The following is a 20,515-nucleotide window of genomic DNA, read 5'->3' as shown; positions in this document are numbered from 1 at the left end:
CGCCCTTCCTGGCCCACCTTCCTGACGCTTGAGATTCGTTGCCGGACTGCTCGTTCCGGATGAGGAATCGCCAGTTTTCCAACAGAGCTTTTCTGTGATTTGAAGTATCTTCAGGCCGACCAGAAAGACGAGGGTCAGGGGAGCGAAATGATTTACCAAACCGCGGGCGCGAACGCGCTCGCACGGCCGGCGCTTCGGGCGCAATCTGTCACGGCCACCGCATCGCCCACCGCGCGGTGCAGCATCGCGCGCTCTCCTCTGATCGCCTCCCCTCGAGGCCACGCAATCGCCCCCCGCACTCGACCGCTCGCCGCGGAGACCACTGCCCGCGCTCGCCATGGTCCGACGTGCCGCAGACCAACGTCCAGACCGCTGGCCCGGGGGCTCCCGCAGCCACCCTTTTCTTTGCCAGTGCCGTGTTGTTGTTCAACTGATTGAAAGTGCATATGTCCAGTTTTTGGGAAGAGATGCTTCTGGGTGGTCCCGTCCATGGTCTGCAGGCGTTGATCGGCATGCCCGCGCCGTTCCTGCCGGCCGCCTATGCCGTGTTTGCGACGGCGAACGCGCCCAAGTGGGTCGTCACGCCGGAGCAGATCGGCATCTACAAACGATCGGCGGACGGCACCTGGCAGCGCACCGACTGGGACGGCGGCCAATGGGTGTCCAAGCCGGGTGAGTTTGCGCAGGGCGATCTTCAGGGCATCCTGGAAGCCGACAGGCAGAAACTGCTCGGCATGAGCGACGCAGATCGCCTCGCGCTGGAAAGAACCTTGCAGGCGCAATTCCCACTTACGTACAAGATTCCGGAGGTGGATCCGGGTGTACACGTTGCCTACGAGCAGGCACGAGGCCGCTACGACCCGGTGGAGCCGCGAATGCTGGCGCTGGACCTCGACGGCGACGGTCTGGAATTGAAGAGCGTCGATGGCACCGTCTTCTTCGACGAGAACGGCGACGGCACCCGGACCCGGACCGGCTGGGTCGGCGCGGACGACGGCATCCTCGTGCGCGATCTGAATGGTGACGGCGCCATCACCACCGGCGCAGAACTCTTCGGCGTGGACACCGTCGGCCTCGATGGCAAGAAGGCGGCCAACGGCTTCGTTGCATTGCACGACCTCGACAGCAACCGCGACAACTTGTTCACTGCCGCCGACAGCGCCTGGAACCAGGTCAAGGTCTGGCGTGACCTCAACCAGGATGGCACGTCCCAGGCCGGCGAGCTTTTCGGACTCGGCGAACTCGGCATCTCGCTCATCGGCACCCTTGGCAGCGCGCCGAATGCAAGCAGCACCACAAACATCAATGGCAATCGCATCGCACGGGTCGACGGCACCAACATTGCCCGGGGTGGCACCGTGGTGGTCGGTGTCGTGGGTGCCGTCGACCTCGCGGCCAACAATTTCGACCGCGAGTTCGCCACGAACATTCCGCTCTCGGACCAGGCCAGGGCCTTGCCCCAGATGCAAGGCAGCGGCCGCGCTCGCGACCTCGGTGAAGCCGTCAGCAGCAGCCCGCAACTGGCCGCGCGACTCGCGGCTTTCAGCGCTGCCACCACGCGTGACGCTCAACTGGCCCTCATCGACGGCCTCATCACCGAATGGGCCAGGAGTTCGGGTTTCCTGAGCACGCTGGAGGATTACCTGAACGGCGGCCAGCCCGTGAAGGTCAGGCTCAACGTCACAGGGATGACGGGCGAGCAGTTCCGCAGCTTGATCGGCGTGCTGGACGTGTTCAACGGAGAGCGTTTCTATACCCCCGTCGGTGGCAGCACGCCGCAGCCCGACGGCATCTATTTCACGCCTGCAACAAAGGCACCCGACGGAACGACGACCAGCGATGCGGTCTTCGACATCATTCCGTCGGACTCGCAATTGAAGTCGCTCCAGCAGAGCTACCAGACGCTCAGGGACAGCGTCTACGGCGCATTGGCCACGCAGACGCGGCTGACGCCGTATCTCGATGCCATCGAGGTCAGCACGGACGACAGTGGCATTCATTTCGACACGACCGGCCTCACGACCAGGCTGGACACGTACAAGGCATCGAATGAACGCCAGGCGCTTATCGACCTGGTCGAACTCAACCGCTACCTGTGGCCGACGCTGGAAGCCGTCGGCTTCGAAGGCGTGGGAAAGCTCCGCGGCTGGGTCGAGGGCCTGCCGGCGAACTCGCCGATCCGGACGGATCTGGCAAGCCTCGGCGTCGTCATCGGCACCTCGACCTTCGGCACCTGGAGAAGCGACATCTACCTGGGTGACGGCAGCGGCAACTACTACCTCGCCGGTGACGGCCAGGACATCGTCGCCGGGGGCGGCGGCAGCGACACGCTGGAAGGCCAGGCGGGGAACGACCTGCTGCTGGGCGAAGCGGGTGACGACTACCTCCGTGGCGGCGATGGCGACGACATGCTGGACGGCGGCGTCGGCAACGACCACCTGTACGGCGGTGCGGGCAACAACACCTACTTCTTCGGCAGGGGCAGTGGCCAGGACGTGATTCACGCCAACTTCGACGGGGTGGTCGGCACGCTCGGCAGTGTGCGGATGAGGGCGGGCATCCTGCCCTCGGATCTCGTCCTCAAGCAAGCCGGCGACAGCGACCTGTACAGCACTGCTGGCGACCGCGCCCTGGAGATTTCCATCAGGGGGACCTCCGACAAGATCACGGTCAACGGCTTCCTCTTTGGAGACGACCCGGGCTCTGGCTACAACAGCGTCCGGCAGATCCAGTTCGAGGACGGCACGGTATGGGACACCGCCGCAATCCTGGGCAAGCTGCTCGCCGGCACGCCGGGCAATGACACCCTGCGCGGCAGCGTGGGCAACGACACCATCACAGGCGGCAAGGGCGATGACATCCTGAACGGCGCCGCTGGCAATGACACGCTCGATGGCGGCATCGGCAATGACACGCTGGTGGGCGAGGCCGGCAACGACACCTTGCTGGGGGGCGCAGGCAACGACACCCTGGACGGCGGTGCCGGCAGCAACACCTATGTGTTCGGCAAGGGCGACGGCCAGGACTTGATCCGCGCGAATTCCGACGGCATCGCATGCAAGCTGAGCACCTTGCAGTTTCGGGCTGGCGTGCTGCCTTCGGAGATCGAGTTCAGGCAGGTCAACGTCTCCCAGGCCGGAGGCAATCCTGCGCTGGAGATTTCCATCCGTGGCACCTCCGACAAGGTCACCGTCTCCGACTTCTTCCGTGCCGATGACCCGAGCGGCCCCACCAACGGCGTGCAGCAACTGCGCTTTGCCGATGGCACGACATGGGACATGGCCGCGATCCTGGGCAGGCTCTTCGCCGGCACGCCGGGCATCGACCTGCTGCGCGGCACCGTGGGCAACGACACCCTCACCGGCGGGGCAGGCTACGACAACCTGAACGGCGCCGCAGGCAACGACACGCTCGATGGCGGCAGCGGCTATGACACGCTGACAGGCGAGGCAGGCAACGACAGCCTGCTCGGCGGTGCGGGCGACGACATCCTGAGCGGCGGCGATGGCGACGACACCCTCGACGGCGGCGCGGGCTACGACAGCCTGCATGGCGGCACCGGCAACAACACCTATGTCTTCGGCAAGGGCGATGGCCAGGACGTGATCCGCGTGACCTATGACAACGCGGCAGGCAAGTTGAACACCGTGCGCTTGAGGGCGGGCGTGTCGCCCTCCGAAGTTGTGCTCAGGCAGGTCCTCGACACGGAACTCGGAGGCAACACTGCACTGGAGATTTCCATCAATGGCACGGTCGACAAGATCACGGTCAACGGCTTTTTCGGGGGAGATGATCCGGGCAATCTCAAGAATGGGGTGCAGCGGATCCAGTTCGCCGACGGCACGGTGTGGGACGTGGCGGCGATCCAGAGCCGGGTCCATGCGGGTTCGTCCGGCAACGATGTCCTGCGCGGCACCCTCGGCAACGACACGATGTCCGGCGGGGCCGGTGACGACAGCCTCAACGGCGTCGGCGGCAATGACACGCTCGATGGCGGCGCTGGCAATGACGCGCTCGACGGCGAGGCGGGCAATGACACGTTGCGCGGCGGCGCGGGCGACGACGCCCTGCGCGGAGGCGATGGCGACGATACGCTGGACGGCGGTGCGGGCAACGACAGCCTGAGCGGCGGCCCGGGCAGCAACACCTATGTGTTCGGCAAGGGCGATGGGCAGGACGTGGTGCATGGCATCTACGGCAGCACGTCGGGCGAGATGGGCACCGTGCAGTTCAGGGCGGGCGTCCTGCCCTCGGAGATCGTGCTCACGCAAGCCAGCGACGACGACGATCCGCACTACAACTACGCCGGACCCAACACTGGCGCCCTGCAGATTTCCATCAGCGGCACCCCCGACAAGCTCACCGTCAACGGCTTCATCAGCGAGACGAGCGGACCCGACAACGGCATGCAGATCCGGTTCGCGGACGGCACCGTATGGGACATCGCCACGATCCGGAGCAAGCTGTTCGCCGGCACCGCTGGCAGCGACACGCTGCGCGGCACCGCTGGCAACGACACCCTCACGGGCGGGACGGGAGACGACGACCTGAATGGCGCGGCAGGCGATGACACGCTCGACGGAGGCATCGGCGATGACACGCTCGCAGGCGGGGCGGGCAATGACACCCTCCTCGGTGGCGTGGGCAACGACACCCTGATCGGCAACGAGGGCAACGACACGCTGGACGGTGGTGCCGGCAACGACTTCCTGATCGGGGATACGGGCAACAACGTCTATCTGTTCGGCAGGGGCGATGGCCACGATGTGATCAACGGCAGGCTCGACAGGGAGGTGGGCGAGATCAACACCTTGCAGTTGAAGGCGGGCGTGTCGCCCTCGGAGATTGCGCTCAGGCAGGTCGATGGCAACGACTACGTGGGCAACTACGCAGCGCTGGAGATTTCAATCGTCGGCACGCCCGACACGGTCACGGCCAGGAGCTTCTTCCAGTCGGATGACCCGAAGTCTTTCTCCAACGGCTTGCAGCAGATCCGGTTCGCTGATGGCACCGTATGGGACATCGCTGCCATCCAGAGCAAGCTGTTCGCAGGCACGACGGGCAATGACACCCTGCGCGGCACGCTCGACAACGACACGATCACGGGTGGCGCGGGAGATGACACCCTGATCGGTGCCAGTGGCAATGACACGCTCGATGGCGGCACCGGAAATGACCTGCTGTCGGGAGAGGCAGGCAACGACATCCTGAGGGGCTGCGCGGGCAATGACGTCCTGATCGGTGGCGCGGGCAACGACACCTATGTGTTTGGCAAGGGTGATGGCCAGGACGTCATCCAGGCCGGCTACGACAGCGCGCTGGGCATGCTCAGCACCGTGCAGTTGAGGGCGGGCGTGTCACCCTCCGAAATCGTGCTCAGGCAGGTCTATGACAGCCAGTTCCAGACCGGCAACAGCGCCCTGGAAATCTCCATCAACGGCACCTTCGACAAGATCACCGTCAACGGATTCCTCTACAGGGACGAGCCGGGCACGCCCCACAACAGCGTGCAGCAGATCCAGTTCGCTGACGGCACCGTGTGGGACAGCGCTGCGATCCAGCGCAAGCTGCTTCCAGTGACAAGCGTCGAGGTCATTGGCAACACCCTCATCGGTACTGCCGGCGCGGACACGCTCGGCGGAGGCAACGGCAACGACACCCTGTATGGCCGCGCGGGCGACGACACATTGAGCGGCGGAGCAGGCAACGACAAGCTGTTCGGCGAGGCCGGCCGGGATGTCCTTCGCGGCGGCGATGGCAACGACACGCTGCAAGGCGGCGCTGGCGATGACTCGCTGGAGGGCGGTGCGGGCAACGACCTGTTGAGCGGAGGCGCCCACGACACCGACACCTATCCATTCTTCGTCGATGGTGCGGGCAACGATAGCTACCTGTTCGGACGCGGCGACGGCCAGGACACGATCGGCGACAACGACACCACGCCAGGCAACCTGGACAAGCTGGTGTTCAAGGCCGGCGTGGCGGTGGCCGACGTGCTGGCCAGCCGTGCAGGCGACGACGCCCTGATCCTGAAGATCGCGGGCACCGCCGACCAGGTCCGGGTGGAGAACTACTTCGGCAGCAATGCCACCAATGGCTGGCAGATCGAGGAGATCCGCTTCACCGACGCGCCCGCCACGGTCTGGACGGTCGCAGCCGTCAAGGCCCTGGTGCTGACCGGCACGGGCGCCGACGATGACCTGCAAGGCTACGCCAGCAACGACACGCTCATCGGCCGCGACGGCGACGACAGGATGCAGGGCGGGGAGGGCGACGACACGCTGGACGGCGGTGGGGGCAACGACTTGCTGACCGGCGGCACGCTTGCCATCTTTCATGGATTTGACGAAACGCCAGGCAACGACACCTACCTCTTCGGTCGCGGCGATGGCCAGGACACGATCGGCGACTTCGACACCACGGCCGGCAACCTGGACAAGCTGCTGTTCAAGGCCGGCGTGGCCGTGGCCGACGTGGCGGCCAGCCGGGATGGCGACGCGCTGGTCCTGAAGATCGCGGGCACCGGCGACCAGGTCCGGGTGGAGGACTACTTCGGCGGCGATGCCACCAACGGTTATCAGATCGAGGAGATCCGCTTCACCGATGCACCGGCGACGGTGTGGACGGTGGCCAGCGTCAAGGCCATGATGCTGGTCACCACGCTGCTGGACGACACCGTGCAAGGCTATGCCGCCGACGAGACGCTGCGTGGCGGCAAGGGCGACGACACGCTGAAAGGCGGCTACGGCAACGACACGCTTGCCGGCGATGCTGGCGACGACAAATTGTTCGGTGAAGTGGGCAAGGACCTGTTGACCGGCGGCGAGGGCAACGACGAGCTGCAAGGCGGGGAGGGCGAGGACACGCTGGATGGTGGCGTGGGCAACGACCTGTTGAGCGGCGGATGGTATGACCCGAGCCATGGATACGGCAATGCCGAGGGCAACGACACCTATCTGTTCGGGCGCGGCGATGGCCAGGACACGATCGTCGACACCGACACAACGGTCGGCAACCTGGACAAGCTGGTCTTCAAGGCCGGGGTGGCGGTGGCCGACGTGGTGGCCAGCCGGAAGGACGACGCGCTGATCCTGAGCATCGCGGGCAACGGCGACCAGGTCCGTGTGGAAAACCACTTCCGCGACCCGTACCATCAGATCGAGGAGATCCGCTTCACCGACGCGCCGGCCACGGTGTGGACCGCGGCCAGCATCCAGGCGATGACGCTGACCGGCACGGCCGGGAAAGACACCCTGCGCGGCGATGCCACCAACGACACGCTCCGCGGCCGCGAGGCCAGCGACACCTTGTATGGCGGGGACGGCAACGACACCCTCGCAGGCGACGCAGGAGACGACGCCTTGTTCGGCGAGGCTGGCCAGGATGCCCTGACCGGCGGCGATGGCAATGACACCTTGCAGGGCGGGGAAGGCGACGACACGCTGGACGGCGGTGCGGGCAACGACATCCTGAGCGGCGGCCTCTATCACGCGTTCGGGACCTATGTGACAGGCAATGACACCTACCTGTTCGGGCGTGGCGATGGGCAGGACACGATCAGCGACAACAGCACCGCGTCAGGCAACATGGACACGCTGGTGTTCAAGGCCGGCGTGGCGGTGGCCGACGTGGTGGTCAGCCGGCAAGACGACGTGCTGATACTCAAGATTGCCGGTACTGGCGATCAGGTCCGGGTCGAGAACTGCTTCAACAGCGAGGCCGACAGCACCTGGCCGATCAATGAGATTCGCTTCACCGACGCGCCGGCCACGATCTGGACGGTGGCCACCGTCGCAGCCATGGCGCTGATCGGCACGGATGGCAAGGACACCCTGCGCGGCTTTGCCACCAATGACACGCTGCGTGGCCGCGACGGCGTCGACACCCTGTACGGCGGCATCGGCAACGACACCCTTGCAGGTGATGCCGGAGACGATGCCTTGTACGGCGAAGCGGGCCAGGATGTGTTGACCGGCGGGGAAGGCAACGACACGCTGCAAGGCGGGGCCGGCAATGACACGCTGGACGGTGGTGCGGGCAACGACCAACTGAGCGGCGGCATTTCCAGCCCCTACGGCTTCCCCGGAGACCTCGATGGCTCGGGGAACGACACCTACCTGTTCGGGCGTGGCGATGGCCAGGACATGCTCATCGACGGCGACACCACGGCCGGCAACGTGGACACGCTGGTGTTCAAGGCCGGCGTGGCCGTGGCCGACGTGCTGGCCAGCCGGGATGAGGAAGCGCTGGTCCTGAAGATCGCCGACTCGGGCGACCAGGTCCGGATCTACAACTACTTCGGCAACGACGCCACCAGTGGCTGGCAGATCGAGGAGATCCGCTTCACCGACGCGCCGGCCACGGTGTGGACGGTGGCCAGCGTCAAGGCCATGGTGCTGACCGGCACGCCACTCGACGACACCCTGCAAGGCTATGCCACCAACGACACGCTCCGCGGCGGTGACGGCAACGACACGCTGTGGGGCCGGGCCGGCAATGACGTGCTGGCAGGCGACCTCGGTGACGATGTCCTGTCCGGCGAGGCAGGCGACGATGTCCTGGGCGGCGGTGATGGTGACGACAGGCTGGTCGGCGATGCGGGCGATGACACGCTGGACGGCGGCGCCGGCGACGACGCGTTGTTCGGCGGTAGCTGGGGCGGCACCTACAGCGGCTACGGTGATACGTCAGGCAACGATACCTACCTGTTCGGGCGTGGCGATGGCCGCGACACCCTCAGCGACTTCGACACCTCGGCAGGCAATCTCGACAAGCTCGTGTTCAAGGCCGGTGTCGCCGTGGCCGATGTGACGGCCACCCGGGAGGGCGATGCGCTGGTCCTGAAGCTCGAGAGCAGCGGTGACCAGGTCCGCGTGTCCAGCTACTTCGGCAACGACGCCACCGATGGCTATCAGATCGAAGAGATTCGCTTCACCGACGCGCCGACCACCGTCTGGAAGATTCCCCAGGTGAAGGCCCTTGTCACTGGCGCCCTGTCGCCCACCGTGGCGACGCCGATCGCTGACCAGAAGGTCGTCGAACAGGCCACCTTCAACTGGACCCTTCCGGCCAACGCTTTCAGGGACGCCGACTCCGGCACCGCCCTCAGCTATGCGGCGCGGCTGGCGGACGGCGGCGCCTTGCCCTCGTGGCTGGGCTTCGATGCGGTCAACCGGCGGTTTACCGGCACGCCGGGCAGTGCGGCGCTGGGCACGCTGCAGATCCGGGTTACTGTGACCGATCCGCAAGGTCTTTCCACCAGCGACGTGTTTGCGTTGACCGTGGACAAGGCGCCGCCTGCGCCTGCGGGCATCTACGGCACCGCCGGTGCCGACACCCTGACCGGAACGGCGGGCAACGACCTCCTCTACGGCCTGGCCGGTGACGACCTGATCTACGGCAAGGAAGGCGCCGACACCCTGGACGGTGGCACCGGCAATGACCTGCTCGACGGCGGCGCGGGCGACGACTCGCTGATCGGCGGCACCGGCGACGACAAGCTCGAAGGTGGAAGCGGTGCCGACGTGATGGCAGGCGGCACCGGCAACGACTTCTACTTCGTCGACAACGCCGATGACCTGGTGACCGAACTGCCCGGCGAAGGCGTGGATGCCGTGGAGATCCGCGTCACTTACGCCCTGGGCGCCAACCTGGAGAACCTGCACCTCGCGGGCACCGCTGCCATCAACGGCACCGGCAATGCGTTGAACAACGTGGTGACGGGCAACACCGGCGACAACGTGCTGGACGGCGGCGCGGGCAACGACACGATGTACGGCAGCGCGGGCAACGACACCTTCATGGTGGACAGCACCGGGGATGCGGTCGTCGAGTTCGCCAATCAGGGAACGGACCTCGTCCTGTCCAGCGTCTCGTTCACGCTCGGCGCCAACGTCGAGAACCTGACCCTCACGGGCACCGCCGCCATCAACGGCACCGGCAATGCGCTGGACAACGTGCTGAAGGGCAACACCGGCAACAACCTGATCGATGGCGGCAAGGGCAACGACACCTACCTGTTCGGCCGTGGCGATGGCCAGGACACCCTCAGCGACAACGACCTCACCGCGGGCAACCTCGACAAGCTCGTGTTCAGGGCCGGCGTGGCCGTGGCCGACGTCGCGGCCAGCCGCGAGGGCGACGCGCTGATCCTCAAGATCGCCGGGACCACCGACCAGGTGCGGGTGTTGAACTACTTCGGCAACGATGCCACCAACGGCTGGCAGATCGAGGAGATCCGCTTCACCGATGCGCCGGCCACGGTGTGGAACGTCGCCAAGGTGAAAGCCCTGGTGGCTGGCTCCTCGGTGCCCACGGAGGTCGTGCCGATCTACGGTACGCCGGGTGCCGACATCCTGTCCGGAACGGCGGGAGACGACGTGATCTACGGCCTGGCCGGCGACGATTCGCTCTACGGCAAGGAAGGTGTGGATGCGCTGGACGGCGGCGCCGGCAGTGACATGCTCGACGGCGGCGCAGGCGACGACATGCTGACAGGTGGCGCCGGCGACGATCTGCTGCAGGGAGCAGCCGGTGCCGACACGATGACAGGCGGCGTGGGGAACGACACCTACTTTGTCGACAACACCAACGACCGCCTGACCGAACTGGCCAATGAAGGCGTGGATGCCGTGGTGACCGAGGTTTCCTATGCACTGGGCGCCAACCTGGAAAACCTGCACCTCTCGGGCAACGCTGCCATCAACGGCACCGGCAATGCCCTGAACAACGTGGTGACCGGCAACTACGGCGACAACGTGCTGGACGGCGGTGCGGGCAACGACTGGATGTTCGGCAATACGGGCAACGACACATTCATCGTCGACAGCACGGGCGATGTTGTCGCCGAGAACGCCGACAACGGAACGGACCTCGTCCGGTCCGGCGTCGCGTTCAATCTCGGCGCCAACGTGGAGAACCTGACCCTCATCGGAACCGGCAACATCGACGGCGTCGGCAATGCGCTGGGCAACGTGCTGACCGGCAATGCCGGCGACAACTTGCTGGGTGGCTGGGATGGCGACGACACGCTGGACGGTGGGGCAGGCAACGACAGGCTGATCGGAGGCTATGGCCGCGACACCTTCCTGTTCGGGCGCGGCGATGGCCAGGACATCATCGATGACAACTACTTCCCGCCAGGCGAGGTGGACACGCTCGTGTTCAAGGCCGGCGTTGCAGCGGCCGACGTCAAGGCCAGCCGTGAGGGCAACGCGCTCATCTTGCAGATCGCTGGCACGACCGACCAGATGCGGGTGCGCGACTACTTCATTACCGATCCCAACAGCGGACAGAGCGGACAGATCGAGGAAATCCGCTTCACCGATGCGCCAGCCACCGTGTGGAGGCTTGCGCAGGTCAAGGACCTCGTCGCAGGCGTCACACCGCCCATCGTGGTGCCGGTCTACGGAACGGCAGGACCCGACACCTTGGCCGGAACGCCAGGCGACGATGCCATCTATGGCCTGGCCGGCAACGATGTGCTCCAGGGCAAGGAAGGCATCGATATCCTGGACGGCGGCGCAGGCGATGACAGGATCGACGGTGGAACCGGTGCAGACACGATGGTCGGCGGCACGGGCAACGACTTCTACTTCGCCGACGACCCCTACGACCGGGTGACTGAACTGGCCGGCGAAGGGGTAGACGCGATCGAGACTCGTGTCACCTATTCGCTGTACGCCAACGTGGAAAACCTGCATCTCGCTGGCACCGATTCCATCAGCGGCTACGGCAACGCCTTGAATAACGTGTTGACGGGCAACACCGGCAACAACGTGCTGGGCGGCGGTGAGGGCAATGACTGGATGTATGGCAACTCAGGGGACGACCTCTTCGCCGTCGACAGCGCCGGTGATGTCGTGGTCGAGTACGCCAACGATGGAACGGACGAAGTCTGGTCCACCATCTCGTATGCGCTGGGCGCGAACGTGGAGAACCTCCGCCTCTACTTTGCCGAGGCCGTCACGGGCACGGGCAATGCGCTGAACAACAAGCTGTGGGGCAGCAGCGCCGACAACCTTCTGGACGGTGGTGCAGGCAACGACATGCTGGACGGCAGCACGGGCGCGGACGTGCTGGAGGGCGGAACCGGCAATGACACCTACGTGCTCGCCCGGGGCCATGGTTCCGACGTGGTGATGGAGGACGACGCGACCGCCGGCAACGTGGACGTCGCCCTGTTCGGCGAGGGCATTGCCATGGACCAGCGCTGGTTCAGCAGGGGCACCGGCAACGACCTGGTCGTCAGTGTCATCGGCACGGAGGACAAGTTCACCATCAGGAACTGGTACGCCGGCAACCAATACCACGTGGAGCAGTTCAGGACGAGTGACGGCAAGGTGCTGCTCGACAGCCAGGTCCAGAACCTGGTCCAGGCCATGGCCGGCTTCTCTCCGCCTGCCGCGGGCCAGACCACGCTGCCGGCGAGCTACCAGCCTGCCTTGAATCCGGTGATCGCCGCCAACTGGCATTGAGCCCGACGAGCGGGCTGGTGTGTCCTGCAAGGGCATCCACGTCCGCTCGTCGACCCGCCAGGTTCCCCAGGCGTTGCATTGCCGTCCGTTCGAATCGTGCCTTCTGCGCGCATTCGGGTGGACTATTTTCACGTTCTCTCGAACTAATGATTTTTCGCTTCGCCATTGAGGTGAGGGCGCGCTGATTTTCAGGCGGCGCATCCCCGTGACTTGATGTAACTTTCGTCTACATCACGTGTGTGGTGTGACGAAGGGAGTGAAATGACGGGTTGCGAATCCTCTGGCATGCAAGCGCCAGGCGTCGCGTTATTGAACGCATCGACGGCGCCAGAGGCGAAATCTGTCTCGGCCAACGCGCCGTTCTCAGCGCGCTGCAACTTTGCGCGCCTGCATCCCATCGCTGCTGATCCGGCGGCCATGGCGATTCAATTCGGCCTGACGCCAAGCGACACAGTCGCCACTTCCGTTCTGCTGCGCGCGGCCAAGGAGGCCGTTCTCGAGGTCAAGCTCTCTGGCACTTCTGCAACGCCGCCATGCGCCAGGTGAGCCGGGCACCCCAACGTTGCCGGCCTCGTGACCTCGAAGGGCATGCCGCTCCCAACCACCCGGATTGGTAGAGCCGCAGGACGGTCCGCACGACCGGAATCGAGTCGGGAAGTCGTGTCGTCATGCACGCAATGCACCTTCGACGCGCTTTCACTCGGACGAAATTTTTAACCAGAAAAGGAGCGATGAAATGGCTTACTACGTATACGGCACCACAGGGGCCGACAGCATGGTCGGATCGGCGGGTGACGATGTCATCTACGGCCTGGAGGGTGACGACGTCCTCTACGGCCTGAATGGCGAAGACATGATCGATGGGGGGCCGGGCAACGACAAGATGAACGGCGGCCCGAACAGCGACACCTTCATTGTCGACAGCGAAGGGGATGTTGTCGTTGGTGGGGGAGCCAATTTCTTACCGGACCTCATCCTGTCCAGTGTCACGTGCATCCTCGGTTCTGACGTTGGCAACCTGACACTGACGGGTACCGGGGGCATCTCCGGCTACGGCAATGCGCTGGCCAATGTCATGAAGGGCAACGGCGGCGACAACATCCTGATCGGTGCCGGAGGCGACGACACATTGGACGGCGCCGCGGGCAACGACGTGGTGTCCGGAGACTATGGCAGCGACACCATCCTGTTCGGCCGTGGCGATGGCCAGGACACGCTCCTGGACAGCTTCATGCATCCGTGGGACATGGACACGCTCCTGTTCAAGGCCGGCGTGGCAGTGGCCGACATCAGGGCCAGCCGCGAGGGTGACACGCTGATCCTGAAGATTGCCGGCACGGACGATCAGGTCCGAATGCCGAACTACTTCAAGACTCAGTACATGTATGGGCAGGTCAAGGAGATTCGCTTTGCGGATGCACCGGCCACGGTGTGGACTGCTTCCCGGTTCAAGGATCTGGTGTCGCTCCCTCCGCCACCCCCGGTCGTGCTGATCGACGGCACGCCAGCGCCTGACACCCTGACAGGGACGACGGGTGACGATCTCATCAATGGCCTGGCCGGCAACGATGTGATCTACGGCAAGGAAGGCGCAGATACCTTGGACGGCGGCGCGGGCGATGACAAGATCGACGGTGGCGAGGGCGCTGATGAGATGTGGGGCGGCACGGGGAACGACATCTACTACGTCGACAACATCCACGATCGGGTGAACGAGAGGGCCGGCGAAGGCGTGGATGCGGTGCAGATCCGTGTCTCCTACACATTGATTGAAAACCTGGAAAACCTGCACCTCGCGGGCACCGCTGCCATCAACGGGACGGGCAATTCCTTGAACAACGTGATCACGGGCAACACCGGCGACAACGTGCTGGACGGGGCTGCGGGCAACGACACGATGTACGGCGGCTCGGGCAACGACACGTTCATCATTGACTGCGCGGGGGACACCGTCATCGAGTACGCCAACAATGGAACCGACCTCGTGCTGTCCAATGTCGCGTTCGCGCTCGGCGCCAACGTGGAAAACCTGACCCTCACGGGAAGTGCTGCCATCAACGGCACCGGCAATGCGCTGGACAACGTGCTGAAGGGCAACACGGGCAACAACCAGCTGGACGGCGGTGCAGGCAACGACACGCTGGACGGTGGCGCCGGCGATGACAGGATCGACGGTGGCGAAGGGGCGGACGCCATGTCGGGCGGCACGGGCAATGACTTCTACGTTGTCGATAACGCCAACGACCGCGTGACCGAGCTGGCTGGCGAAGGTGTCGACGCGGTCCAGATCCGTGTCAGTCATGGACTGGGCGCCAACCTGGAGAATCTGCACCTTGCGGGCACCGCTGCCATCAACGGCACCGGTAACGCCTTGAACAACGTCATAACGGGAAACACCGGCGACAACGTGCTGGACGGCGGCCTGGGCAACGACGCGATGTACGGCAGCAATGGCAACGACACCTATGTCGTCGACAGCGCGGGGGATACCGTCATCGAGTACCTGAACCAGGGCGTGGACCTCGTTCGGTCCGGAGTTTCCTTTGCCCTTGACCCCAACATCGAGAACCTGACACTCACGGGAACCGCAGCCATCAACGGCACCGGCAATGAACTGGGCAACGCGCTGACGGGCAACAGCGCCAATAACCAACTGGGCGGTGGTGCGGGCAACGACAGGCTGGAAGGCGGCGCGGGCGCGGATCTGGTCTTCGGCGGAACCGGGAACGACACCTACGTGCTCGCTCGAGGGCATGGGTCCGACGTGTTGGTGGAAGACGACGGCACCGCCGGCAACGTCGATGTCGCGTTGTTCGGCCCCGGCATTGCAATGGATCAACTCTGGTTCTCCAAGGGCACAGGCAGCAATGACCTGCTTGTCAGCGTCATCGGCACGAACGACAAGTTCACGATCAAGAACTGGTACGTGGGGAATCGGTACCACGTGGAAGAGTTCAAGACGAGTGATGGCAAGGTGCTGCTCGACAGCCAGGTCCAGAACCTGGTCCAGGCCATGGCGGGCTTCTCTCCGCCCGCCGCGGGACAGACCACGCTGCCGGCGAGCTACCAGCCCAGCTTGAATCCGGTGATCGCCGCCAACTGGCATTGAGGGCCGGCGAAGGAAGCGATGCGCTCGTGCGTCGCTTCCGTTGCCAGCTTTGAAGATGTTCAGAGAGTTGGTGCGGGGAACGGAGCGATGTCGGGGTCACGAGCCCCCAGGGCCGGGCTGCGCCCAGCCCGCCCCCCAAGGGTGATCGAGTCGAGATGGCAAAGCCACATCGACTCGAGAGCCCCCAGGGCCGGGCTGCGCCCAGCCCGCCCCCCAAGGGTGATCGAGTCGAGATGGCAATGCCACATCGACTCGAGAGCCCCCAGGGCCGGGCTGCGCCCAACCCGCCCCCCACGGGGCATCGAGTCGAGATGGCAAAGCCATATCAACCCAAGAGGAGTCGAGAAATGAAATTGAACACGCTGCCGGGCCACTGGTGCGCAGGCCTGGCCATCCTGGGTGCACTGGTGGCCGGTGGACCCTCCCAGGCAAAGCTGCTGGAAGAGCAGATGGACGTCCCGGTCAAGGTCAGCAACGCCTATGGCAAGTCCGTCGAGCAGTCCATCAAGGTGACGGTCTGGCGGGACGATGCCAACCCGGCCCCCGCGCCTGTACTCGTACTCAACCACGGACGAGGAGCCGAGGCACAGGACCGAGCCAATCTGGGACGCGCGCGGTTCTCGGTTGCCGCTCGCTACTTCGTTGCCCAGGGCTTCATCGTGGCCGTGCCGACGCGCGTGGGCTATGGGGTGTCGGGCGGGGAGGACGTCGAGGACTCCGGGACATGCAGCGCGAAGCGATACGAGCCGGCCTATGAAGCTGCGGCCGTGCAGACCTTGAGCGTGCTCGACGCGGTGCGTGCCTTGCCCGGTGCGGATCGAACGCGATCCATCGTGGCAGGACAGTCCTTTGGTGGCACTACCGCGATCACCGTGGCGGCGCTCAACCCCCAGGGAGTCGTGGCCACGATCAACTTTGCCGGCGGAGGTGGTGGCAATCAGAAGACTCAGCCTCAGCGACCCTGCGGGCCACAGAAGCTCGAACAGATGTTCGGCCAGTACGGCAAGACCGCGCGCATCCCCACGTTGTGGATCTACACGGAGAACGACCAGTGGATGGGCCCGACCTATCCGCGGGAGTGGTTCGACGCCTACAAGGCTGCAGGGGGCACGGGGGAGTTCGTGCAGTTCGGGCCGCAGGGTGAGGACGGGCACATGTTGTTCACGAAGTTTCCGGAGGTGTGGCAGCCGCGCGTGCGGGAGTTTCTGGACGGCATCGGCATGGCCAGACCGGCGAGGAGGGCGCCTGAAAGACCGTCGCCGGGGCCGGCCGCGAGCGGTGCAAGAAGCGTTGACGAAGACAAGGAGCAATGACATGTTGCAGTCTTCGTGGAGGCGGAGCCTGGTCGTGGTCGTTGGTGCTTGCATGGTCAGTTCGTGCGCGCAGCATTCGGGCGGGACGCAGGCCGGGTCGACGGCTGCGGCGTCATCCTCCGGACAAGCGAGCACCGTCACCGCTGTCAGGATGCCCGAGCCCTCGGCTGGATTACAAGCGAGACTGCCAACATTCCGCGACGTTGATCTCGACTACCAGCGCTACGACGCTGCAGCACCTGTCTTGCCCGAAGACTATCCCGCCAAGCGCTACGACGCGCCGAAATTGCTCCAGCGGTTCGTTGCTATCGCCAACGGTCCCCGGATTTCGCGCGCAGGCATCGAGCGGGAGTTCGGTATTCGATTCGTCCAACTGCCGAATGGTCAATCGCCTGCTTATCGAGGCGTTGCTCGTGGGCGCTATCCATTGGGGGATTCACTCTCGGAGTACCGGGATGATCCAGGGGATGGGGAATGGCGTTCCTTCAATCTTTCCATGGTGGGCTACAGCCCTGACACATCGGATCGACGCGCGGACGAGCGATCAATCAAGACTTGCGTTCTTGTTGGTGATCTCTACAGGGCATTGGGTCAATCCGGTTGGCAACGGATCGAACCGAACAAAGGCACGCACTATTGGTACAGAGTTTTCTATCGCCGGCTGGTGAATGGGCGCTCAAGAATGGTCGAGCCCTATCCTCCTACTCCGACTGGCAATGACTGCGTGCTTTCGCTTTATGTCGGCGAAGAACTCGAGTCCGAAGGCAAGACAGTCAAAAAGTAGCTCGGCACCAGCCTCCTACCCCCGCACCCGCGTCCTCTCATCAATCTGCTGCCGCCGATCCCGCAGCGAAGACTCGGTATGCGGGAACATCGGCTTGGCCGCGGTGGTGTGGATCGGCGTCGCCGTCGCGGGCAGCTTCTCCGCGGCCTTGGCCTGCGCCTTGCCCGCTCCGGCCGCAATGCGCCTGAAGGTCGGCATGACGGTCTTGCGGTCGTCATCGAAGTCGCCATGGTGCATCGCCTCCGATGCGTTCAATGAACCATCGGGCTCCGTGTTGGGCGTGAGCACGAGTTCGGCGCCGTGGGTGTTGAAGATCTTGCGCAGTTCCGTGTCGAAGGCCTTCTCCATGCCGAGGATCGGAACGCCATCGCGGAACAGCGGGATGCGGACCTTGTCCTCGAAGGCGTTGGAGACGAGGTAAAGCAGGGACTTGTTGTAGATCTTGGCGCAGTCGTCGTCGCGCTCGGTCTTGTCGTTGAGCGCATACACCGCGAGCTTGCGCAGCATCTTCGATTCCATCGCCGGCACGTAGTACTGCTTGAACAGGTCGACGGTGCAGGCGGGCGCCCAGAGGGTGCAGGTTTCGATCGGCAGGCTGCGGGCGGCCAGCAGCTTCACGATGGGCGCATGCACGATCGAGCCGGCGCTGTGGCCCACCAGGTGAATCTCGAAGGCCTGGCCATTCTTCTCGGCCGTCTTCGCCAGCTTCCTCAAGTGATCGGCGACCAGGACCGAGGCGCAGCCGGCGTTCGCGGCGAGCAGCGCGTTCTGCTTCATCTCGCTCCATGCAGCCTTGCCACTGAGGGCACGGGCCAGCGGCTCCAGCGCATCGTCGAGGCGGTCGAGCATGAAGTCCTTGGTGGCGTCCAGCGCGCCCTCGGGGCGGCGGCGGCTCACCGCGTCCTTGAGGATGTTGGAGAAGGTGGTCCAGTAGTCGGTGCGCCAGATGAAGGCCAGCGGATAGACCTCGGCCTTGAGCGGCTCGGGCCGGTATTCCGCGAGGCGTTGCACGGCGGATTGCTCGTTGACGAGGCCGCCGTGTGCGTACAGCAGCACGCGCAGCTTCTTCCAGCCAGCGGTCGCGGCCGGGATGTCCTGTTCGAAGACGTGGGCCAACTCATCGGGGTTGGAGCCATAGTCGCCGCCGGCCTTCAGCGCGCCGTTGTTGCCCACGCTCACGATGTGCGGACGCAGGTCCGCGAAGGAATAGGCCACGCTCTGCTTGGCAGTGGCCGCGTGCGCAGTGGCGGCCGATTGCTTGGCGCGCAACGTCACCGGCGCACCGAGCCGGGCGACCCACACGTCGGTGCCGTTGGCGAGCCAGTCGTCGTAGCTCACGCGCCCGAAGCCGCGCAGGCCCCATCCCGTGCCCCATGAGTTCTGCAGCCAGAAGCCTTCGTCGTCATACGCGACGATGGCGAAGGCATGGCCACCGGTGATCTGCTCCGACTGTTCGATGAAGCCATCGCTGCCCACGTCGTTCCAGCCTTGGTGGACCGTGGCCGTGGCGTACAGCACGCCGACCTCGGCGATGGCCGCATGCATGGCGACCAGGTCCTTGTGGTTGACGCGGAAGTAGGCGCCCAGCGGCCGGCGCACGCTGTCGGCGACGCGTGCCTTGGTCATGCCCTTGCGGTCTGTCTTGCCGGCCTTGAAGGGGTACAACTCCTCGGCGCAGATGCCGTGCTTGTGCCAGCCCTTCATCGCGCCGCGTGCGCTGGAACCGCTGTAGTCCTCGTCGGGCCATTCGTCATAGCGGCGCGCCAGGTCGTACAGCATGCGCGGGCTCACGGGGACCTTGTCGGGGATGACCCGCCTGCGAATCAGCAGGTAGTTGGCAACGGTTGCCAGGCCGAAGCCGGTGCATGCGCCCTCGGTGCCCTGGTCGAGGATCGGCACCGCGTGGTCGAGGTAGTCGCCCAGCGGGATGTGCGTCGGCACCTCGATGAGCGAGGGCGTGTACATGAGGTCGCGGAAGTCCAGCGTGTCAGGACGCACCGCGAGCGTGTCGGAAGGTGGGGGCACGAAGGGCGGAGGCGGTGGCTCCTTCTGGATCGCCTCGGCGCCGCGCAGCAATGCGTCCTTTGGCTCCGCGAGCTTGGCGGCGACCTTTGTCCTGGAAGGCTTGGCGCTGCCGGCCGGGAAGGCAGGCGCCAGCACCAGCTTGGCCCGCTCGTAGAAGCGCACGCGCTCGGCGGCGCCGTTCTGGCCGCCGTTGATGCGGCGCGTGATCTCGGTGAAGTTGTCCGCGTCGGCGAGTTCGTTGAGGCCCTTGCGCTTCCAGAACAGGCCGGCTGTCCTGAAGCCGACCTCGGGCGCAGCAGCAAGCTCCGGCTTGCCGACCAGGTCGAGGCCCAACAGGCCGCCGAACTTCTGGTAGTTGGCCCGGCCGGTCAACTGGATCGGGCCGCGGCCCTTGAAGCGCTTGCCATCGCCGGGCTGCGTGTTGCCCAGGGTCTTCGCCAGGTCGCTGGGCGGCTCGTAGCGCTTCTGCGCCGAGGTCGGGCCCCAGATCTCTTCCATGAAGTTGAACTCGCCGGACTCGTGCGCCAGTTGCGCGATGAAGGCGGCCGATCGTCGCAGCGTGTTGATCTCGAACTCGGCCATCGCCGCGTTCAGCGGGCCCAGGTACAGCAGGCGCTTCTTCTGCGAAGCGTGAACCATGATCTGCGCGAGTTGGGTGTCAGTCAGCACGGGGAGCCTCCTTTTGTGAATCTGCCTCGTGGCCGATCTTGCAACTCACGCAGGTCCAGGCGAAGCGCACCTAAGCACTATGTCTGCGAGGCTTCATTGACGGCGCCATAGGCCGTCCGTCAAATTGCCGCGTCCGTTC

Annotated in this window: 6 protein-coding genes; 5 read left to right on the top strand and 1 reads right to left on the bottom strand. The window is 65.0% G+C overall.

All coding sequences use genetic code 11. The features are described from left to right. Window positions 1-446: 446 nt before the first annotated feature. The 5 genes from WKW82_RS23700 to WKW82_RS23680 all read left to right on the top strand — a co-directional run bounded on the left by WKW82_RS23700 (window position 447) and on the right by WKW82_RS23680 (window position 17,682). Window positions 447-12,476, top strand: coding sequence for a calcium-binding protein (locus WKW82_RS23700; protein ID WP_340344794.1), 12,030 nt, complete (start codon window positions 447-449; stop codon window positions 12,474-12,476). A gap of 261 nt (window positions 12,477-12,737) precedes the next feature. Beyond that, complete coding sequence (locus WKW82_RS23695; protein ID WP_340344793.1) at window positions 12,738-13,022, top strand: cysteine peptidase family C39 domain-containing protein; 285 nt, start codon at window positions 12,738-12,740, stop codon at window positions 13,020-13,022. A 190-nt stretch (window positions 13,023-13,212) separates the two neighbouring features. Further along, window positions 13,213-15,585: a calcium-binding protein gene (locus WKW82_RS23690; protein WP_340344792.1), complete on the top strand. Its 2,373-nt coding sequence runs from the start codon at window positions 13,213-13,215 to the stop codon at window positions 15,583-15,585. Window positions 15,586-15,932: 347 nt separating this feature from the next. Then, window positions 15,933-16,898 carry an alpha/beta hydrolase family protein gene (locus WKW82_RS23685; RefSeq protein WP_340344791.1) on the top strand — a complete coding sequence of 322 codons (966 nt, stop codon included), beginning with the start codon at window positions 15,933-15,935 and terminating at the stop codon, window positions 16,896-16,898. 1 nt (window position 16,899) lies between these two features. Beyond that, a complete protein-coding gene (locus WKW82_RS23680) occupies window positions 16,900-17,682 on the top strand; it encodes a hypothetical protein (RefSeq protein ID WP_340344790.1) in 783 nt (260 codons plus the stop codon). Window positions 17,683-17,697: 15 nt separating this feature from the next. On the opposite strand, the gene WKW82_RS23675 is transcribed toward WKW82_RS23680, so the two are convergent. Then, on the bottom strand, window positions 17,698-20,376 hold the full coding sequence (locus WKW82_RS23675) for a glycoside hydrolase family 19 protein (RefSeq protein ID WP_340344789.1): 2,679 nt from the start codon (window positions 20,374-20,376) through the stop codon (window positions 17,698-17,700). Window positions 20,377-20,515 lie beyond the last annotated feature (139 nt).

Origin of the sequence: Variovorax rhizosphaerae, from assembly GCF_037889975.1 — a bacterium.
Taxonomy (GTDB): domain Bacteria; phylum Pseudomonadota; class Gammaproteobacteria; order Burkholderiales; family Burkholderiaceae_C; genus Variovorax; species Variovorax rhizosphaerae.
This window is presented reverse-complemented; position numbering and strand designations above follow the sequence as displayed.

Coding starts and splice junctions, on each gene's coding strand:
- WKW82_RS23700 (WP_340344794.1), top strand. CDS start 447: ATGTCCAGTTTTTGGGAAGAGATGCTTCTGGGTGGTCCCGTCCATGGT.
- WKW82_RS23695 (WP_340344793.1), top strand. CDS start 12,738: ATGACGGGTTGCGAATCCTCTGGCATGCAAGCGCCAGGCGTCGCGTTA.
- WKW82_RS23690 (WP_340344792.1), top strand. CDS start 13,213: ATGGCTTACTACGTATACGGCACCACAGGGGCCGACAGCATGGTCGGA.
- WKW82_RS23685 (WP_340344791.1), top strand. CDS start 15,933: ATGAAATTGAACACGCTGCCGGGCCACTGGTGCGCAGGCCTGGCCATC.
- WKW82_RS23680 (WP_340344790.1), top strand. CDS start 16,900: ATGTTGCAGTCTTCGTGGAGGCGGAGCCTGGTCGTGGTCGTTGGTGCT.